Consider the following 18,433-nt stretch of genomic DNA (forward strand, 5'->3'; position numbering starts at 1 on the left):
TGATTTATTGAATTATTGAGTTTTTATAAGTGAATTATTGATTTATTGAATTAGAGGTTGAAAGACTTTTTATCGCTTTCGATTTGTTGATTTAATTACCATGGTAGATAACCAAGTGATATTTCTAAACCTCTCTGATTTTTAAATTCAATAATTCACTAATTCAGTCCCTCAATAATTAATTACGCTCCTACAATTACTTTGGCAAAGCGTATCACCCTGTCTTTAAGGGTGTAGCCTTTTTCCATTTCGTCGATAACCTTGCCTTTAAGGTCATCGGTAGGGGCGGGTATATTAGTAATTGCTTCTTGCAGGTCGGCATCAAATGGAGTGCCTATTGATTCCATTTCTTTCAAACCTTTTTGAGCAAGTATATTTTTTAATTTGTTTTGTATCAGGGTTACACCTTCTTTAACCGGGGCCACGTCAATCGCTTTTTCCATAGAGCGTTGTGCACGCTCAAAATCGTCTAAAACAGGTAACAGGGCAATAATTAAATCCTTGCCTTCAGTTTCCCGGGCTTCGGCGCGTTCTTTTTGGGTGCGCCTGCGGAAGTTGTCAAATTCGGCATACAAACGTAAATATTTATCATTGGCCTGCGCCAGTTCGGCTTTTAACTTCTCTTCGGCAGTAGGGCCGGGTGTTTCTTCAGTTTCAACAGCCTCAACAGTTTCGGCCTGCTGGTCTTTCAGTTGTTGCTCTTCGGCTAAATTTTCCCGTGTAGGCTCATTAATATTTTCAGGGGTATCCATATTTTCTTTCTTCTTTTTCTTCAACATGTCGTTAAATTTCATAGCTGATAGTGCCAATCAAGTATCCTGCCATAGCCGTAAAGCCGACAAGGTGTCAGTGGTACAAAATCAATTCAGGCAGGTATGTCACGGTATGTGCAGGTCTGACAGTGTCTGAATCAGAATTTACAGAATTTTAGAATGAGCAGAATTTAAGAGTCAGAATTTGTAGGAGTACTGTATTAAATAAAATAAAGAGAGGATCAACAGCCATTACTTTAGTATTCTGTTAATCCTCAAATTCTGTAAATTCTGATTCTGATCATATCACCGCATCCTCCAAAACCTTACCATTCTCGCACTTAATAATGCGCGATGGGAAAGTACGGATGATATGATAATCGTGTGTGGCAATTAATACCGCGGTACCCGATTGGCTGATCTGTTTTAGGAGCAATACAATCTCTTCAGAAGTTTCGGGGTCAAGGTTACCGGTTGGTTCGTCGGCCAATATAATTTCGGGGTTGTTAAGCAAGGCGCGGGCAATTACCACGCGTTGCTGCTCGCCGCCGGATAGCTCATGCGGCATTTTTTTAAGTTTAGAACGGAGGCCAACTTTTTCCAGTACGTCAAGGGTACGTTCGGCTATCAGCTTTTTGTCTTTCCAGCCGGTGGCGCGCATTACAAAAAGCAGGTTCTGCTCTATGGAGCGGTCTGTCAATAATTGAAAATCCTGGAAAACTATCCCCAGCTTACGGCGTAAATAAGGCACGTCACGGCCTGATAATTTGCTCAACTCGTAGCCGCAGGCATGGCCGGTACCGGCTTTTATACCAAGGTCACCATAAATAACTTTAAGCAGGCTGCTCTTGCCCGATCCGGTAGAGCCTATAAGCCATACAAAATCACCTTTATCAACATGCAGGTTTACGTTTGACAGTACCAGGTGTGCCTGCTGAAAAATATCAACACCATTTAGCTTTATAATAGAGTTCCCAATCATCTTTTTTATAGCTCTAATTTCAGGATCTGCCCAAAAGGTAAATCCTTAATAATATTCATAATATACTCCGCCTTATCCGCCAGCCCCACCTTATCCAACGATTTATCGGGCCTGTCTACCCTGAAATAAGCCAGCAGCGTAAACTTATCATCCCGCAGCTGTACATAATCGGGTATTTTGGCAACGCCTTTAACTTTTATAATATACATTTTTCAAGGTGAAAGGTTAAAGGTAAAAGGAGAAAGGTAAAAGCACCCGGTACAACCTTTTGCCTTTTACCTTTCGGCTTTCGCCTCAAAAACCAAAGGTATTGTTATTTTAAAGATTTGACAAAAATTCCATTGTATCAATCCCATCGGCATAATCCCATAATGCAGGGTGCTGGCTTTGGCCGAAGCTTACCACCTGGCTGGCTACATTAATGGTGGCATTGGTAACAATACACTGAATATTGTCGCTTTGTTTTTGTAATAGTTCCTGCGCCTGGGCAAGATCGTCGTAATAGCTAAAATACAGCACGGCCAGTGGCGATGCCAGTCTGTCATCTTCCTTTACCATCAAAAATCCGTTATCAAGGTGCTTGTCGCTGTTTACCAGGTAGATGGATTTGTTATAATCGTAATTGTTGTTGTACTTGTGGTGATGGATGATGGCCTTATGATCTTCAATCGATTCAAAAAAGAAATTGAAATTATAATCCTTCGGCACCAGCAACTTACTCACATTGCGGCAACCCAAGCCATAATAATCAAAAATGTCATGGCCAAGGTTAAACAGTTGTTCTGCCGTTTCATCGCCGGTTAGCAGGGCAATACTATTCCTGTTTTTACGAATAATGTTGTGCACTTTGCCAAAGTAGTAATCAAAGTAGCGCGAGCTATTGTTGCTTCCGGTGGCTATAACGGCGTTAAAATCGGCTAAGCGCTCTACAAAACTAAACTGGCTGTCGAAGCTGACGTCAATAGCCACTAATCGTTCTAAAACAGTTTTTATCAGCCGGGCGTCTTGTGACGATGCTTTGATTAGTGCGTGATTGCCGGATGCCAGCACGCACAGCACATCATGAAAACCAACCAGCGGGATATTTCCTGCCAAAATAAGGCCCACTTTTTTGCCCGGGGCGTCATTTTCAAGATTGTATTTTGCGAGCCAGGTTTTCAAATCGTCCTCATTAAGCATTTTACCTATGGCGGTTACGGCTTGCAAAACACTTTCGGGCGTAAACCAGGCGTTATGGTAGCGTTCGTCTTCAATGATGGCCATTAATTGCGCATCGGGTGCAATTAACTGCTTTCCTAAGGTCGAAAATGAGTTTATGGAATTTTTTATGTTAAATTTTGACATATATATGGTGAGGATTTAAACCCCTAAAGCCTTTTTTTGTTATATTTGTGCGCTTGTAAATTACGGGCAAAGTTAATTGAGATTATTATATATTTAGAAATATGGCGATTAAAATCACCGATGAATGCATAAACTGCGGAGCCTGCGAGCCGGAGTGCCCCAATAATGCAATTTATGATGCTGGTGCGGCATGGCGCTTTAGCGACGGTACCGGCCTTAAAGGAATTATTGATTTTGGAGATGGCAATACTTTAAATGCCGAGGAAACTCAGGCTGCCCTGTCCGACGAGATATATTATATAGTGCCTGATAAGTGTACCGAGTGTGTTGGTTTTCATGACGAACCACAATGTGCTGCTGTATGCCCGGTTGATTGCTGCGTAGATGATGAAGATATCCGCGAAACACAGGAAGAATTGTTAGCCAAAAAAGATTGGCTGCATATGAATGAATAATTTTATAAAAAAAAATATTTTGAAAAAGGGATTAGCTTGCTGATCCCTTTTTTTTGCTTGTTTTTTAAATAAAATTATTTGGCGTTTAATAATTTAATAAATTAGCCTTGTAAATTTTAGCTTTAATCTCCTCCACAGCTAAAATATATCTTGAAAACCAATTAAAACGGTGTAATTATTGATCGCTTATTGCATCTTAGTTACATTAATTTTTGCATTTAATCTGATCTATGGAATATGGTATTTGTAACCTTGCTGTAATCCCGCTTCGCGCTTTGCCTGATGACAGGAGCGAACAGGTATCGCAGGTGTTATTTGGCGAGACTTTTGAAATTAAGGAGTGGGCCGAACGCTGGGTTAAAATTGTTACAACAACTGATAATTATACGGGCTGGATAGGCAGGCTGCAATTTGCCATGTTCGGGCATGTAGCCTATAAAAGCCAACAAAATATGCCTCCGCCTTTAACTTACCGGGCGGTTACCCAGGCCTGGAAAATTATTGATAACTCAATACTTTATTTGCCTGCAGGCAGCTCACTTGCCGGTTTAAAAGGAACAACCTGCAAAATAGGGAATGATAAATTCGAGATCATTGGCGAAATAGGCGAAAGGGAAGATATAGCAACAACGGCAAAATCATTTTTGAATGCACCCTATTTGTGGGGTGGCCGCACCCACTTTGGCATTGATTGCTCTGGTTTTACACAGGTAGTATTTAACCTTAATAAAATAAAAATAAAACGCGATGCAAGTCAACAAGCCCTGGAGGGCGAAAAAGTTGACAGTTTAAACAACGCCCGTCTGGGCGATCTGGCTTTTTTTAATAATACCGAAGGACGTGTAACCCATGTGGGTATTTTATTAAACGGCGGACAAATAATTCATGCTTCAGGAAAGGTGAAAATAGACCCTATTGATAACGACGGTATTTATTCGGAAGAGTTAAAGCGTCACACACACAATTTGCATAGCATCCGGAGGTTTTTTTAAGCACGAGCGTACGTTAAAATTTTATATCCCAAATAAAAATATTTTTATCATCACTTACTGATAATAGCTGATCTCCATTCCATGCCAGTTTATTTATTGACAGCGGATGGCTTGAGTATCCTTTTTCGCGGCTGATGATCTTGTACAGTTTAAAATCATCGGCTCCCCAAATTTTAATGCTTTTATCCATGCTGGCCGTAGCGAAGTAAGGCTGGGAGGGGTGGAAGAGGATATGGTTAACAGCAAACAAATGCGCAGGGATGTTTTTTATCAGTTGGTAAGTTGCCGTATCCCAAATTTTCATCTGTGCATCACGGCCGCCGGACACCAGGTACCTGCCATCGGTGCTGTAAGCCAAGGCAAAAACCGACATGGTATGCCCATGCAGTGCTTTAACTAAAGTGTAATCCTCTAAATCGTAAATTTTAACCACGTTATCCCTGCAGCCAAAAGCAACCTGTTTTTCATCGGGCGAAACCCCTATACAACGTACTGTATCGGCGGATACTTTGATGCTGTGCACCATATCCAATGTGTCAAGGCTCCAAACTGATACTGTGCCATCCTCAGAAGCTATCAGCAGCTCTTTTTTACCATTGACAGACTTGATATCAAACACCGGTTTTAGATGATAATTAAGTGACTTGATAACCTTTTGTTGTATAAAATCAAAAACCAGCACCTGGCCGCTGCGCAGGCCTGCAAACATTAACGGATAACCCGCCGGGCAATGAATGGCATAAATTGACGCATTAACCAGGAACATCACTTTAATAAAGGCATTTGTTTTCAGGCTCCACTCCACCAATCCTTTATCATTGCCGCCGGTAAATAGTATTCCCGGTTTTTGTGATAGCTCCAAAGTGAAAATGGGGTTGCCATGCCCGGTAAGTTCGGCTATTTTTTCTGCAATCATTATGTTAGTATCAAGTAGCAAGTATCAAGTAGCAAGATTTTTAATTTGCAGTTGATATTGGGCTGTAAGCAAAAGTAAGATTTTTGACGGAGATGAGTTGTTTTGATATTAGTCTTGACGTAATCTATTTTATGGCCTCGTCATAGGCTGCCCTTGCTATGCGTGCAATAACCAATTCGCGGGCCTTCAAATCAACGGGCGAATTGGTAACCAAAATGGAAATAGCCAGGTGATTGCCGTTAGGTAGTGCAATAATACCGGTATCGTTGGTAGCTGCCGAAATTCCTTTTTCATTGGTACCCGAGCGGCCGGTTTTATGATATACTATTGTACCAACAGGCAACAAACCTTTAATCTGGTTAGGTCCGGTTGAAGTTTCCTGCATAATTTTCCAAAGGTAAGAATGGCTTGCAGGCGAAAGAAAATCGGGTTTAAAGGCCACACTCAATAAATGAGTAAGTTCAGAAGCCGTTACCCAATCGGTAAACTGTACGTCCCAGGCCTGCGCCATTTGATATTCGGAGGCTTTTATCGAGAAGTTTTTGATCCCGATATGGTGAATATAGGCCTCTACCGCATCCGTTCCGCCTAAAACTTTTAAAAGCTTGTCGCAGGCAACATTGTCACTTAACGATACCATATAGCTAAGCAACTCCCTTATCGAAACATCTACATTTGCCGCCGGATATTTATCCTGCAAGGGGCTGTATGTTTTAAATAAATCGCTTTTATCCAGGCGAACCAGCTGATCTAATGTGAATTTCCCTTCGTCAATCTCGTGCAAAACGGTAATGGCAATCGGGAACTTCATCACACTCTGCATTGGCTGGCGCAGGTAGCCGTTATATGTTAACGTATCACCCGTTTCAAGGTTTAATACCGAAACCCCAACAGTACCTTTTGCATCCTTCGCAATTTCGGCAATCTTCTCCCTAAGCCTATCTTGTTGCGCATTGGCATTACCAATAAAAAAGAAACAAAACAGCAAAATATAAAAAACAACAAACCTCACCATAAGTTTCCCTAATGACTAATGACTAATGACTAATGACTAATGACTAATGACTAATGACTAATGACTAATGACTATTTATGCCTTTTCTCCAGGTTTTTAGCAATGGTTTCTAACGTTAATCCCTTTTCGCGAAGCAAAACCAACAGGTGAAAAACCAGATCGGACGATTCATTAATCAAGTCAGTTTCCGTTTCCGCCAAAGCGGCTATAACGGTTTCAACGCCTTCTTCACCAACCTTTTGAGCTATTTTGTTGAGTCCCTTATTCCGCAGCTTATTTACATATGATCCTTCCACCGGATTTTCGTATCTATCGGCAATAATGTTTTCCAGCTCCAAAATAAAGTTTTGATTATAGCCGGTGTTAAAACAACTGCGCGAGCCGGTATGGCAGGTAGGGCCATCAGCTTTAACTTTAATCAGCAAAGTATCATTATCGCAATCAATGCTGATGTTTTTTACATGCAAAAAATTACTGCTGGTTTCGCCCTTGGTCCACAAGCGGTCTTTTGAGCGGGAGAAAAATGTAACTATATTTTCCTGTACGGTTTTATCATAAGCCTCCTGGTTCATGTAGCCCAGCATCAGCACCTCTAAGGTTTGCTCGTCCTGTATAATAACCGGTACTAAACCGTCTGTTTTGTTGAAATCTATATTCATTGTATCTGTTGTTCTGGTTCCTGCTCCAGGGTGCCAGGTTCGTGTTATATTCAATCAAATTCCCCTCTTGAGAGGGGGCGTGTGAGTCCTGAGCGCTGGCAGGGGTGTGCTTTACACCATGCATCTACGTCTCTCCCGCTGGCCTGTGTCCTCACAGGCAGCTACCTCACGTGTGAGTGTAAGGGCGTTACCTTTGGCCCGGGCTTTACGCTCATACTGCACAGGCCTTAATCACGGGCCGGTATCCGCTGCAATCCCTAACGCGGGTAGAAGAGTTATTGCCAGTTGCCAGGTTCGTGGTTCGGGTAAAACGTTTGTTTTAAAACTAACAACGCCCGAGCCTCGAACCTCGCCACCTGAACCCCGCCACCCTATATCCTCACCTCTATATTATTACTCTTCAATACCGCTTTCAAATCCGGAATCAATATCTCGCCATAGTGAAATACCGACGCTGCTAAAGCTGCATCAATATTTGTTTTTTCAAATACGTCAACAAAGTGCTGTACCGAACCTGCCCCACCCGAGGCTATTACAGGGATGTGTACCGCATCGTTCACAATTTTTAATAGCTTGTTATCAAAACCAGCTTTTGTACCATCATGATCCATTGATGTAAGCAAAATTTCGCCGGCACCACGGCTTTCGGCTTCCAGAATCCACTCCAATGTTTCCCGTTCAGTAGGCAATCTGCCGCCATTCAGGTGTACAATGTTTTTGTCGCCAATGCTGCGGGTATCCACCGCAATTACCACAAACTGAACGCCAAATGCTTTGGCCAACTCATCAATTAAAGCCGGGTTACGTACCGCTGCCGAGTTGATCGAGATCTTATCTGCACCGGCGTTTAAAAGTGCATCGGCATCGGCAATTTCGTTAATACCGCCACCAATGGTAAAAGGGATATTTATTTGCCTGGCCACGGCTTTCACCAGGTCCACCATGGTTTTGCGGCGCTCAACTGTTGCGGTAATATCCAGGAATACCAGTTCGTCAGCACCCTGCCTCGAGTAGTTCCAGGCCAGCTCAACCGGGTCGCCCGCGTCGCGCAGGTCAACAAAGTTTACGCCTTTTACGGTGCGACCGTCTTTAACGTCTAAACAAGGGATAATTCTTTTCGAAAGCATAAGCTTTTTAGATATGTCATTGCGAGGAACGAAGCAATCGCGAACTTTGCTTATTCGCTTTGCATGCCACGAGATTGCCACGCTATCGCTCGCAATGACAAATGTTTTATTTTATAATGAGGAGTGAACTATATTGATATAAGGGCCTCTAAATTCCAATTTTTCACATCTTCGATAGTTACCCTGTTCTCATAGATCGCTTTACCTACAACTACCGATTCTACCTTCAAACGGCTCAGTTTCTCTACGTCATCCATCGAGCTTACACCTCCGGATGCTATCAGTTTAATGAATGGCGAATGGTCGAGCAGTTTTTCGTAAAGCTCAATACCCGCGCCGCCCAGTTTGCCGTCTTTGTTGATATCGGTACATAAAAAACGGAAAAATCCTAAGGCAAGGCATTTATCAACGTAGTCCATCAGTTTAATAGGTGAGCTTTCCATCCAGCCTGAGTATTTGATCACTTCGTCCAACACATCTATTGCGATAACCACCTGGTCGGAACACTTGTCGCGGCCGCAAATCTCTTTGCCTAATTGGGGCAAAAATTCGGGGTTGGTTAATGCCTGTGTGCCCACAATAACCCGGTGAACGCCCGAATCAATCAACTCTTTTACTTTTTCGATGCTGCGGATACCGCCACCGTATTGCACCTTCATGTCGGTTTTACGGATCACATCAAACAGGTATTGCTGGTTGCTGAAATCGTTTTTAGCGCCGTTCAGGTCAATAATATGGATAAAGTTGGTGCCATTGCTTTGGTAGCGCTCAATCATTTCTTCGAGCGTTACATCATATTCTGTTACCTGTTGGTAATCACCCTCACGTAGCCTAACTACTTTTTTATTCAGAATATCGATAGCGGGAATTATGTACATGTCTTTTATATTTTTGAAAAGTTTGTTAAAAGTGTTTCGCCGTACACTCCCGATTTTTCGGGGTGAAATTGTACGCCATAAAAATTATCCCGCCAAATTGATGCCGAAAATTCATTGTTATAATTGGCCGATAGTAAAGTGTACGCTTTATCATACTCAATAAAGTATGAATGTACAAAGTAAAAATGTGATCCTGACGGTATATTTTCAAATAATGGGTTTTCCTTTTCGGGATAAACCTGGTTCCAGCCGGTATGCGGTACCTTGTATAAATTGCTGTCCTTAAACCTTAAAGTTTTAATAGGGAACAGGCCAAGCAGGGTAGAGTCACCTTCTTCGGAGTAGGAGGTGAGTAACTGCATCCCCACACAAATGCCCAAAGTGGGCTTTTTTAGGGCTTTAATCGTGGGAACTAATCCTGTCGACTCCAATTTGCTCATGGCTGCGCCCGCATGTCCAACACCAGGGATGATATATCGGTCGTACTTATCAAAATCTTCTTCGCTATTGATCATGCCGTAAGGTATGCCCAACCGCTCCAACGCCGCTGTAAGCGAAAAAATATTACCGGCGCCGTATCTTATTATGCCTATCATTCAGTTTGCAGTTATTAGTTTGCAGTTTGCATTTAGCTGCAGTTTTAATTGACAATGCTTTTTCACTGCCTACTGAAAACTGCCTGCTGCCAACTTAAAGTAATCCTTTGGTCGATGGTAAAACCATCTTATTTACATCACGTTTAACGGCCATTTTTATTGCCTTCGCAAAGGCTTTAAATATAGCTTCTATTTTATGATGTTCGTTCTGTCCTTCGGCTTTTATATTCAAATTGCATTTTGCCGCGTCGCTAAATGATTTGAAGAAATGGTAAAACATTTCGGTGGGCACATCTCCAACTTTTTCGCGTTTAAATTCGGCATCCCAAACTATCCAGTTACGGCCGCCAAAATCAATAGCTGCCTGCGCCAGGCAATCGTCCATAGGCAGGCAAAAACCATAGCGTTCAATACCCATTTTGTTGCCTAAAGCAGTGGCGAAAATCTCGCCTAAAGCGATGCCCGTATCTTCAACAGTGTGGTGTTCATCAATATGCAGATCGCCTTTGGCAATCACTTCCAGGTCGATGCTGCCATGGCGGGCAATCTGATCCAGCATGTGGTCAAAAAAATGCAGGCCGGTTGATACTTTGGCTTCGCCGGTACCATCCAGGTTTATTTTGATGTAGATATCAGTTTCTTTGGTGCTGCGGCGGTGCTCAACCACGCGTTCTCCCAGTTTCAGAAATTCGTAGATTTTTTGCCAGTCGGTAGTTTCCAATGCGATGGTATCGCCAATATGATCTGCTTCGGTAAATTCGCCACCACCTAAGTTAGATTGGTTATTTAACCAGATTGCTTTGGCACCCAGGTTTTTAGCAAGCAGCACATCGTTTTTCCTATCGCCGATGGTGAAAGAATTTTTAAGGTCGTATTTCTCTGTGTTAAGGTATTGCGTAAGCAAGGCAGTTCCCGGTTTACGGGTAGGGGCTTTGTCGGCCGCAAAGGTGCGGTCGATAATTTGGTTGGCAAACTTTACGCCCTCGCTTTCAAATGTTTTGAGGATAAAGTTATGCACCGGCCAAAAAGTATCTTCGGGATAAACGGCGGTACCTAAACCATCCTGGTTGGTAACCATTACCAGTTCAAAATCAAGTTCTTTGGCTATTTTGGGCAGGTAAGTTAACGCCCCGGGGTAAAAAGTAAGTTTTTCGAACGAATCGATTTGCTCGTCCGGCGTTTCGTTAATCATGGTACCATCACGATCAACAAAGAGTATTTTTTTTGATTTATCCATTTAAGATATCTTTTATGTTGAATTCCATACTTCGGAGTTTATTTTTTAAATAAACATCGGCCGTAATTGAATTGCTGGATTTAACTTTAATTTGGCTGCCACTTAGCGTGATCTTCTGCAGCCAAAGGTATATTTGGGAGTTTTCTGCTTTGCCTATTTGTACCTTTCCCGATTTGCCCGAGGTTTTATCTAATACCGTAAAATAAATAGGGCTCTCTTCTTCCATGCTACGGGAAAAATAGCTGACTATTAATTTGTATCGTTTATTTTCAATCACTTCATATACTAATTCCGTGTCCAGGCCCTTTTGTTTTATCTCTTGTATAGTACTTTCAATGATCTCGCTGTCAAGTTTATCGATGTGAGCAATATCCCTTAAGCCATTTACAATAACATCGAATACAGTCTGTTCTTTTTCAGCGTCACTTTGCTGTAAGTACCTATCATAGTCTATCACTGAAAGGCCATTTATATACCAATGATCAAGAGTAAATGATCGCTCCAGGCATACATCCATCGTTTTGCAAACCTGGATATATAAATGGTGATACACAGGGCATAACAAATTTTTACTTCTTAAAATGTTCAAAAAGATCTCGCAATACTGATATGCATATGGGTAAAGAGCTTTTGCTCCCAAATCGAAATCATATACCCTGAAATCCCTAATCCTTTTGTCTTTAACCTTATTTGATCTCGATCTTTCCTCTCTTAAATCAATTGCGTGCTTTAAGGTATCCGCTTTGGATTTTGCTGCAAGTTTAATATTTTCTGATTCAAGAAAATCAGTGCTGATTTGACTTTTTAATAAGAGTAATACATTTTTAAATGTCTCAAAATCAAAAAGGTCGTCTTTTTTTAGCTTTGATTTAACAATTGATCCCGCTTCAAGATATTTGTCAATCAACACGTGTGCTAAATCAATTTCAGATAGGTTTTTATATTGGTTGTCAACCTCAAACTGATGTTCATATTTTTTTTGATCGGCCTTATCTAAATGCTCGGAAAACTCAAACGCTTTTAAACTAACATCGATCTTTTTATAACGTCTGTTTAAAAAGGAAGATGGAAGAGTTTCGAACACTTTTTTAAAATCATTCTCAATTCCAACAACACCAGGCAAAACATATAGTGGGGAATAAAAGAATGTTAACCAAAATTCATTGAACGAAGATGCGAACCCAGAACTATCCAATCTGTTTTGGATGATCGCAACAAGATATTCGAGGTTTCCTTTTAATCCTCCTCCATATCGTCCAGCTGTACTTGGCATTAAATAAATCTTCATTCAATTAAAGTAACGAGGGGCCAAAATTCTGTAGGGTGTCCAATAATATGGTGTTTTCTTCGGGGGTGCCCACGGTAATGCGTAAGCTGCCCTCGCACAAATCAATTTTTGAGCGGTTGCGTACGATGATGCCTTTACCCACTAAAAATTTATAAATACCGTTGGCATCAGTAGTTTTCACCAAAATGAAGTTGGCATCTGATGGATAAATATCTACCACAAAATCAAATTCCTTTAAAGCGAGTACCAGCCTGTCGCGTTGTAAAAGGGTTTCTTTTATCCAGCCATTTACCTGGTCAACGTTTGCCAGGGCTTCTAATGCCAGTTGCTGCGATGACTCGTTAACGTTGTAAGGTGGTTTAACTTTATTCATCACCTCGATAATCTCTTCGCTGGCAAAGGCCATCCCAACACGAAGGCCAGCCAGGCCCCATGCTTTGGATAAGGTTTGCATCACCACTAAATTGGCATATTCGGTAAGTTCCTGAATAAAAGTTTTTTGACGGCTGAAATTGATGTAGGCTTCATCAACCACTACAATACCATTAAAGTTTGCCAGCAATGTTTCAACATCCGCGCGGTTAATGGAATTGCCCGTTGGGTTATTTGGCGAACATATAAATATCAGTTTGGTATGCTCGTCGATAGCTTCGGCAATGCCTTCTAAGTTCAGCTGATAATCTTCGGTCAGCAAAACCTTGCGGGCCTCCACATCATTGATGTTGGCCGATACCTCGTACATACCATACGTAGGGGGCACCAGGATCACGTTATCAACACCTGGGTTGCAAAAGCTGCGGAAAAGGATATCGATAGCTTCATCGCTGCCGTTTCCTATAAATATGTTACGCGCAGGTACGCCCTTGATCTCGCTTAAACGCATTTTAATGGCGTATTGCATAGGATCAGGGTAGCGGTTAAATTGCTTTGCTAATGGTGAACCGTAGGCATTTTCATTGGCATCTAAAAAAACACTGGCTTCGCCCTGGTACTCATCACGTGCCGATGAATAGGGGACAAGCCGCTTAATATTTTCTCTTAGTATATTATTTATATTGTACATTATTCTTTCAATCTTTCTCGATAAACGAATTCTCTAACTTTCCCGTCATTGCGAGGTACGAAGCAATCCCCGATTTGCAAATCCACTTAGCATGTAGGGGATTGCTTCGTACCTCGCAATGACGTCTTTTATTTAACTTTTTCTAATTGACACCGCATTCCTGTGCGCATGTAATCCTTCCATCTCGGCCAAGATTTCAACAGTGTGGCCAATATTTTGAATCCCCTCGCGGGTGATATGCTGAAACGTGATTTTTTTTACAAAAGAATCTACCGATACGCCCGAGTAAGCCCTTGCGTAGCTACTGGTTGGCAAAGTATGGTTGGTGCCTGACGCATAATCGCCGGCGCTCTCTGGCGTTAAATTGCCCAGGAAAACCGAGCCGGCATTAATGATACCTCCGGTTATCTGCTCCCAGCTATGTGTTGCCAATATTAAGTGTTCAGGCGCATAACAGTTGCTGAAATCCATGGCTTCGGCAAGGCTGGATGTTACTACAATGTAGGAGTTATCCAACGCTAAACCGGCAATTTCGGCCCTTGGTAATACGGGTAATTGTTTTTCTATTTCTGCTAAGGTAGCCTCTGCAATTGCAGCCGATGTGCAAACCAACACCGATTGACTGTCAATTCCATGCTCGGCCTGCGCCAATAAATCGGCAGCTATATAAGCCGGTACAGCAGTGTCATCTGCAATAACCAATACTTCTGACGGGCCTGCCGGCATATCAATAGCCGTTGTGGTTGTTGACTGGATAAGCGTTTTAGCTTTGGTTACAAACTGGTTGCCGGGGCCAAATATTTTATCAACTTTAGTAATGCTTTCTGTACCGTAAGCCATTGCGGCTATGGCCTGTGAACCACCAACCAGGTAAATTTTATCGATACCTAACAATAGCGCCACATAGGCTATAAATGCATTTACCTTGCCGCTTTTTTGCGGAGGCGAGCAAACAACAATTTCATGACAGCCTGCGATGCGTGCAGGGATGCCCAGCATTAAAAATGTGCTTGGCAAAACAGCAGATCCGCCGGGGATATATAAACCAACTTTTTCAATCGGCCTTAACTCGCGCCAGCAGGTAACGCCGGGCATGGTTTCTACTTTATCCTCGGTTTTTAGCTGCGTTTGGTGAAATTTATAGATGTTGCTGTAAGCAGTTTCCAGGGCATTTTTTTGCTCTGGCGTAATAGCTTCAGCCAGTTCCTCCAACTCGGCCTTATCCAAAAAAAGCTTAGTTAGCGCTACCTTATCAAACTTTTGGGCATAGTCAATCAGGGCGCTGTCGCCGTGCTGCTGCACATTGGCAATCACTTCCTCCACAACGGCACGAATCTCATTTGCCGGGTCAACATTACGCTGAACCAGTTTCCGGATATCTTTTGCAGTAAGTTCTGAATACTTAAATAGTTTCATAGAGCCCCTAACCCCCTAAAGGAGGAATTTAAAAGGTTAATATTTATGTTGCAGCCACTTTCGCTCCCCCTTTAGGGGGCTGGGGGGCTTAAATAATTATCTTCTCAATCGGCATTACTACAATGCCTTGCGCGCCGGCTTGTTTTAGCTGGCTTATCCTGTCCCAAAAATCGCGCTCCGGGATAACGGTGTGTACTGCAACCCAATCAGCTTCGGCCAATGGTACTACCGACGGGCTTTTAACCCCCGGCAATAAAGCAATCACTGTATCAAGGTTATCTTTATGAACGTTAAGTACCACGTACTTAGTCTCTTTGGCGCGCAAAACCGATTGGATGCGTTGTATCAATTCCTGAACAAGGTCATTGCTTTCAGTGGCTTTACTGCTAATCAGAATGGCTTCTGACGACATTACATCGGCAAATGCTTTTAAACCGTTGCTCTTTAGCGTACCGCCGGTTGATACCAAATCGCAAATAGCATCAGACAAGCCCAGGCCGGGGGATATTTCAACCGAGCCCGAAATGGTACGGATATCTGATTCGATACCCTGGGCTTTCAGGAATTTGCCCAATATCACAGGGTAGGTAGTAGCTATAGCTTTACCATTTAAATCGGCAAGGGTAGCAATATTATTATTGTTTGGTACCGCTATTTTAAGCGAGCATTTGCCAAAGCCAAGACGCTGCAGATAGCTTACTTCAACTTCGGTTTCCTCTATTACGTTTTCGCCTACGATACCCAAATCGGCAATGCCATCCTGAACATATTCGGGGATATCATCATCGCGCAGAAAAAGGATCTCTAAAGGGAAATTCGAAACAGGCGAGATTAGTGAGCTTTTGTAGTTTTCGAAGTTTAAGCCGCAATTTTTTAATAATTCGACAGATTTTTCGTTGAGACGACCAGATTTCTGGATCGCTATTTTAAGTGTTTTCAAAAGAATTGAATTTATGAACTATAATAAAAAAGAGTACAAACGGAGGTTGTTATTTCGCGTAGAAACATACATATTAGCTGATCACCACATGGTGGTGATGCAGATGAAGATGATGTAATGCGATACCGTTCATTTTTTTATAGTATACGGGTAAGTCTGGCGCAAATATAGACAGATGTTTTTTAAATCAAAATTAAATCAGAATTTTATGGATTTGGGAGAATTTGTCAGAATCAGAATTTACAGAATTTGAGCATTAACAGAATTTTGTCTCAGCCGGGATTGTGAACGAAACTAACGAATTAACAAACTTTAAGATTCTGTCCATTCTTTAATTCTGTAAATTCTGATTCTGACTACTACTTTCGTCATACTCATAAATTGCACCCTCTTCCCCAAAATCCTTAATCAGCCTCAACTGTTTTACCTTTTGGATATCCTTTATGTTGATCAGTTCCGGGTTTTCGAGGCTTTTAAACCAGATAAGGTAATAGTGCTTAAAAGTATAAAATTTGGCTATATCCTTTTTAAAAAACCGGTGAGGCACCAGGTAGGATGACATGCCCGAGAAAAAGTAAACCGCCTCATGCGCATCGGTATAAATGGTAACTTTCGGGTCGAACTGGCTTTTATCCATTGTTTTAAGATAAGCCGCAAACGGCGAATCCATCCAGCTTTCGTCAGTATATCCCGGGTTGCCGTATTCGTCCCTTACCTGGTCGTCGTAGCGGTTTTTGTCAATAAAAAACTCTTTGGTTACAAAACCAAGCATCAGGACAATCATAATAGCGCCCACTATTTTGCGGGTATTATCATTAACTATTTTTTTAAGCAGCAGCAGTCCCCAGCTGGTATAACCCCAAAGCGCGGGGATGTATATAGGTGCCAGCAGGCGATGGTTGATACGTTCGTACCGCGAAAAGGTTGAAGACACCACTATAAATAAGCCATACACCAAAGCAAAAGTTATGGCAAGGTTTTCAAAACTATCCAGGTGCCTGCGGTAATAATTGTAAGCCAGGGCAGCTATAAAACCACCGAATATTAAAATAGCCAATGGCACAGATAACCAGTATTGGTTAGGCGTAAGCCCCATCCAATCACAAATCACGTTGCCAAAGTAATACAGGTTTTTGCCAAATGAGGTTATTGAAGGCTCCCGCGGCCCGGTAGTAGTGCCCGACATAAACGCATTGAAAACCAAATTGCTTACCAACAGTGAAATGCAAACAAAGCCATATATAATAATATGTATGATCTTCTTTTTAAGCGGCAAAACCCTGTCCAGCAATAAAAGTAAGCCGCCGGTGCCAACAATGGTAACTGCGGCATAACGGGTAACGCAGCTTATTGCGGCAATTAAAGCCGCTACTATCAAAGCTTTAACCGTATGCTTCAGCAAATACTGTCTGAAAGCAACCAGGAAAAACAAGGTTTCTACTATAAATAACGTTTCGGACCATAAGTAGGAGTATACCTGCAATAACGCCGGACTTAATATAATGGCTACCAGCATCAGCCACTTGTAAACGCGGTTTGCGGGCACAAAACGCTGCATGATCCAACCGGCGGTATAAATGAGCGTGGCAAACATCAAACCATTCAATACCGCGCCAAAAACAACAGGATCTATGCGGGTAATAAACATAATGCTCCCTAAAAATATGGGGTAAAATACCGGGAAATCAACAATAGGGATATGGTTAAATGTTTGCAACGTGCCATTAGTGTTCAAGCTCCGGGCAGCGCTGGTATACATAATAGAGTCTGGCGATATACCAATACCGCTATAACTGCAAAACATTTGTATTGCAACAAAGCCAAGTACCGCGGCAATAAATGTGTCGTAGTTTTTTAAATAGCGGCTTAGCTGCATAGGATTTTTTTACTGTTAAATTTAGTTGTAAAAGTTGTAAGCGGGTAAAATGTTTTAAAAAATGATTTTTTGCAAGTCAAATATGTCATTGCGAGGGACGAAGCAATCGCGAACTATGCATTTCTGTTTTGCACGCGTGCGATTGCTTCGTGCCTCGAAATGACATATTTATAATGTATTATGATGTGATCTACGCAATCAAATCCAATACGGTGCTAATCGGCTGATCGCTGTCAATCAAAATTCCTTTAACACCAGCCAGGGTGCCTGCTTCAACATCGCGCTCGCGGTCGCCTATAAAATAGGATAGGGCAGGGTCAATATTATATTTGGCAATGCCTTGTAGTAACAATCCTGGTTTTGGCTTGCGGCAATCGCAGTCGCCGGTAAAATTAGGATGGTGCGGGCAGTAAAAAAAGTCGGTTATAATTACACCATGCTCAGCATATACAGTTTTTAAGTGATGGTGCATTTTTGCCAACTCCTCTTCGGTATACCAGCCTTTAGCCAGGCCGCCCTGGTTGGTGGCTACCAGTAGCATGTAGCCCCTATCCTGCAAAGTTTTAAGGGCATCAAAATTATCCAGTACATGAAAATCCTCAAAACGGCGAACATAATCGCCCATTTCCTGGTTCAATACTCCATCGCGATCTAAAAAAACGGCTTTAACTTTTGCAGACATCTAAATTTTAATTTTTGGCGAAGTTAGCAATTTGTAAATTATAAGTCCGAAAGTCGGGAAAGTCCGGAAGTCCGAAAGTTAGGAAGTGCGAAAGTTAGGAAAGGCAGGAAGTGTAGAAAAGCTGCAATTGTCATGATCGGTGGAGATTCTTCTTTGACTTCAACCGTGTTAAACTTCCGGACTTTACTGACTTCCGGACTTCTCCCCAAAATAGT

The 18,433-nt window shown here is 42.1% G+C and carries 19 protein-coding genes; 2 read left to right on the forward strand and 17 right to left on the reverse strand.

Annotated elements, in window-relative coordinates; translation table 11 throughout:
- Positions 1–182: 182 nt before the first annotated feature.
- From ACFGVS_RS02905 to ACFGVS_RS02920, 4 genes are all read right to left on the reverse strand, one after another.
- A complete protein-coding gene (locus ACFGVS_RS02905; protein WP_439697370.1) occupies positions 183–794 on the reverse strand; it encodes a nucleotide exchange factor GrpE in 612 nt (203 codons plus the stop codon).
- Positions 795–1,053: 259 nt separating this feature from the next.
- A complete protein-coding gene (locus ACFGVS_RS02910; RefSeq protein WP_090647474.1) occupies positions 1,054–1,734 on the reverse strand; it encodes a cell division ATP-binding protein FtsE in 681 nt (226 codons plus the stop codon).
- A 5-nt stretch (positions 1,735–1,739) separates the two neighbouring features.
- On the reverse strand, positions 1,740–1,943 hold the full coding sequence (locus tag ACFGVS_RS02915; protein ID WP_076378137.1) for a fructose-6-phosphate aldolase: 204 nt from the start codon (positions 1,941–1,943) through the stop codon (positions 1,740–1,742).
- Between the two features lie 109 nt (positions 1,944–2,052).
- Positions 2,053–3,078 carry an acyl-CoA reductase gene (locus tag ACFGVS_RS02920; protein WP_439697371.1) on the reverse strand — a complete coding sequence of 342 codons (1,026 nt, stop codon included), beginning with the start codon at positions 3,076–3,078 and terminating at the stop codon, positions 2,053–2,055.
- A gap of 101 nt (positions 3,079–3,179) precedes the next feature.
- On the opposite strand from ACFGVS_RS02920, the gene ACFGVS_RS02925 reads away from it, so the two are divergent.
- Both ACFGVS_RS02925 and ACFGVS_RS02930 read left to right on the forward strand, forming a co-directional pair.
- Complete coding sequence (locus ACFGVS_RS02925) at positions 3,180–3,533, forward strand: 4Fe-4S dicluster domain-containing protein (protein WP_090647487.1); 354 nt, start codon at positions 3,180–3,182, stop codon at positions 3,531–3,533.
- 230 nt (positions 3,534–3,763) lie between these two features.
- A complete protein-coding gene (locus ACFGVS_RS02930; protein WP_274212989.1) occupies positions 3,764–4,525 on the forward strand; it encodes a C40 family peptidase in 762 nt (253 codons plus the stop codon).
- A gap of 13 nt (positions 4,526–4,538) precedes the next feature.
- Here the strand turns inward: ACFGVS_RS02930 and ACFGVS_RS02935 are convergent, their stop codons facing one another.
- The 13 genes from ACFGVS_RS02935 to ACFGVS_RS02995 form a co-directional block, all read right to left on the reverse strand.
- Positions 4,539–5,441, reverse strand: coding sequence for a WD40 repeat domain-containing protein (locus ACFGVS_RS02935; protein WP_439697372.1), 903 nt, complete (start codon positions 5,439–5,441; stop codon positions 4,539–4,541).
- A gap of 124 nt (positions 5,442–5,565) precedes the next feature.
- Positions 5,566–6,456: a class A beta-lactamase gene (bla, locus tag ACFGVS_RS02940; protein ID WP_439697373.1), complete on the reverse strand. Its 891-nt coding sequence runs from the start codon at positions 6,454–6,456 to the stop codon at positions 5,566–5,568.
- Between the two features lie 71 nt (positions 6,457–6,527).
- Positions 6,528–7,115 carry a bifunctional phosphoribosyl-AMP cyclohydrolase/phosphoribosyl-ATP diphosphatase HisIE gene (hisIE, locus tag ACFGVS_RS02945; RefSeq protein WP_439697374.1) on the reverse strand — a complete coding sequence of 196 codons (588 nt, stop codon included), beginning with the start codon at positions 7,113–7,115 and terminating at the stop codon, positions 6,528–6,530.
- Positions 7,116–7,486: 371 nt separating this feature from the next.
- Positions 7,487–8,242, reverse strand: coding sequence for an imidazole glycerol phosphate synthase subunit HisF (hisF, locus tag ACFGVS_RS02950; RefSeq protein WP_439697375.1), 756 nt, complete (start codon positions 8,240–8,242; stop codon positions 7,487–7,489).
- 128 nt (positions 8,243–8,370) lie between these two features.
- On the reverse strand, positions 8,371–9,120 hold the full coding sequence (locus ACFGVS_RS02955; RefSeq protein ID WP_090647506.1) for a HisA/HisF-related TIM barrel protein: 750 nt from the start codon (positions 9,118–9,120) through the stop codon (positions 8,371–8,373).
- Positions 9,121–9,125: 5 nt separating this feature from the next.
- Complete coding sequence (hisH, locus tag ACFGVS_RS02960) at positions 9,126–9,716, reverse strand: imidazole glycerol phosphate synthase subunit HisH (RefSeq protein ID WP_439697376.1); 591 nt, start codon at positions 9,714–9,716, stop codon at positions 9,126–9,128.
- Between the two features lie 94 nt (positions 9,717–9,810).
- Positions 9,811–10,953: a bifunctional histidinol-phosphatase/imidazoleglycerol-phosphate dehydratase HisB gene (gene hisB, locus ACFGVS_RS02965; protein ID WP_090647512.1), complete on the reverse strand. Its 1,143-nt coding sequence runs from the start codon at positions 10,951–10,953 to the stop codon at positions 9,811–9,813.
- Positions 10,946–12,241, reverse strand: a complete 1,296-nt coding sequence (locus ACFGVS_RS02970; protein ID WP_439697377.1) for a hypothetical protein — start codon at positions 12,239–12,241, stop codon at positions 10,946–10,948. Before ACFGVS_RS02970 ends, hisB begins: the two co-directional genes overlap by 8 nt.
- A 4-nt stretch (positions 12,242–12,245) precedes the next feature.
- A complete protein-coding gene (gene hisC / locus ACFGVS_RS02975; RefSeq protein ID WP_274212995.1) occupies positions 12,246–13,304 on the reverse strand; it encodes a histidinol-phosphate transaminase in 1,059 nt (352 codons plus the stop codon).
- Positions 13,305–13,436: 132 nt separating this feature from the next.
- On the reverse strand, positions 13,437–14,720 hold the full coding sequence (gene hisD, locus ACFGVS_RS02980) for a histidinol dehydrogenase (RefSeq protein WP_439697378.1): 1,284 nt from the start codon (positions 14,718–14,720) through the stop codon (positions 13,437–13,439).
- An 88-nt stretch (positions 14,721–14,808) separates the two neighbouring features.
- On the reverse strand, positions 14,809–15,660 hold the full coding sequence (hisG, locus tag ACFGVS_RS02985; protein ID WP_439697379.1) for an ATP phosphoribosyltransferase: 852 nt from the start codon (positions 15,658–15,660) through the stop codon (positions 14,809–14,811).
- A gap of 331 nt (positions 15,661–15,991) precedes the next feature.
- Entirely contained in the window at positions 15,992–17,536 is a 1,545-nt protein-coding gene (locus ACFGVS_RS02990; RefSeq protein ID WP_439697380.1) for a hypothetical protein, read from the reverse strand.
- A gap of 190 nt (positions 17,537–17,726) precedes the next feature.
- Positions 17,727–18,218 carry a D-glycero-alpha-D-manno-heptose-1,7-bisphosphate 7-phosphatase gene (locus tag ACFGVS_RS02995; RefSeq protein ID WP_439697381.1) on the reverse strand — a complete coding sequence of 164 codons (492 nt, stop codon included), beginning with the start codon at positions 18,216–18,218 and terminating at the stop codon, positions 17,727–17,729.
- Positions 18,219–18,433 lie beyond the last annotated feature (215 nt).

The sequence above is a fragment of the Mucilaginibacter sediminis genome (assembly GCF_051903035.1).
Classification (GTDB): Bacteria; Bacteroidota; Bacteroidia; order Sphingobacteriales; family Sphingobacteriaceae; genus Mucilaginibacter.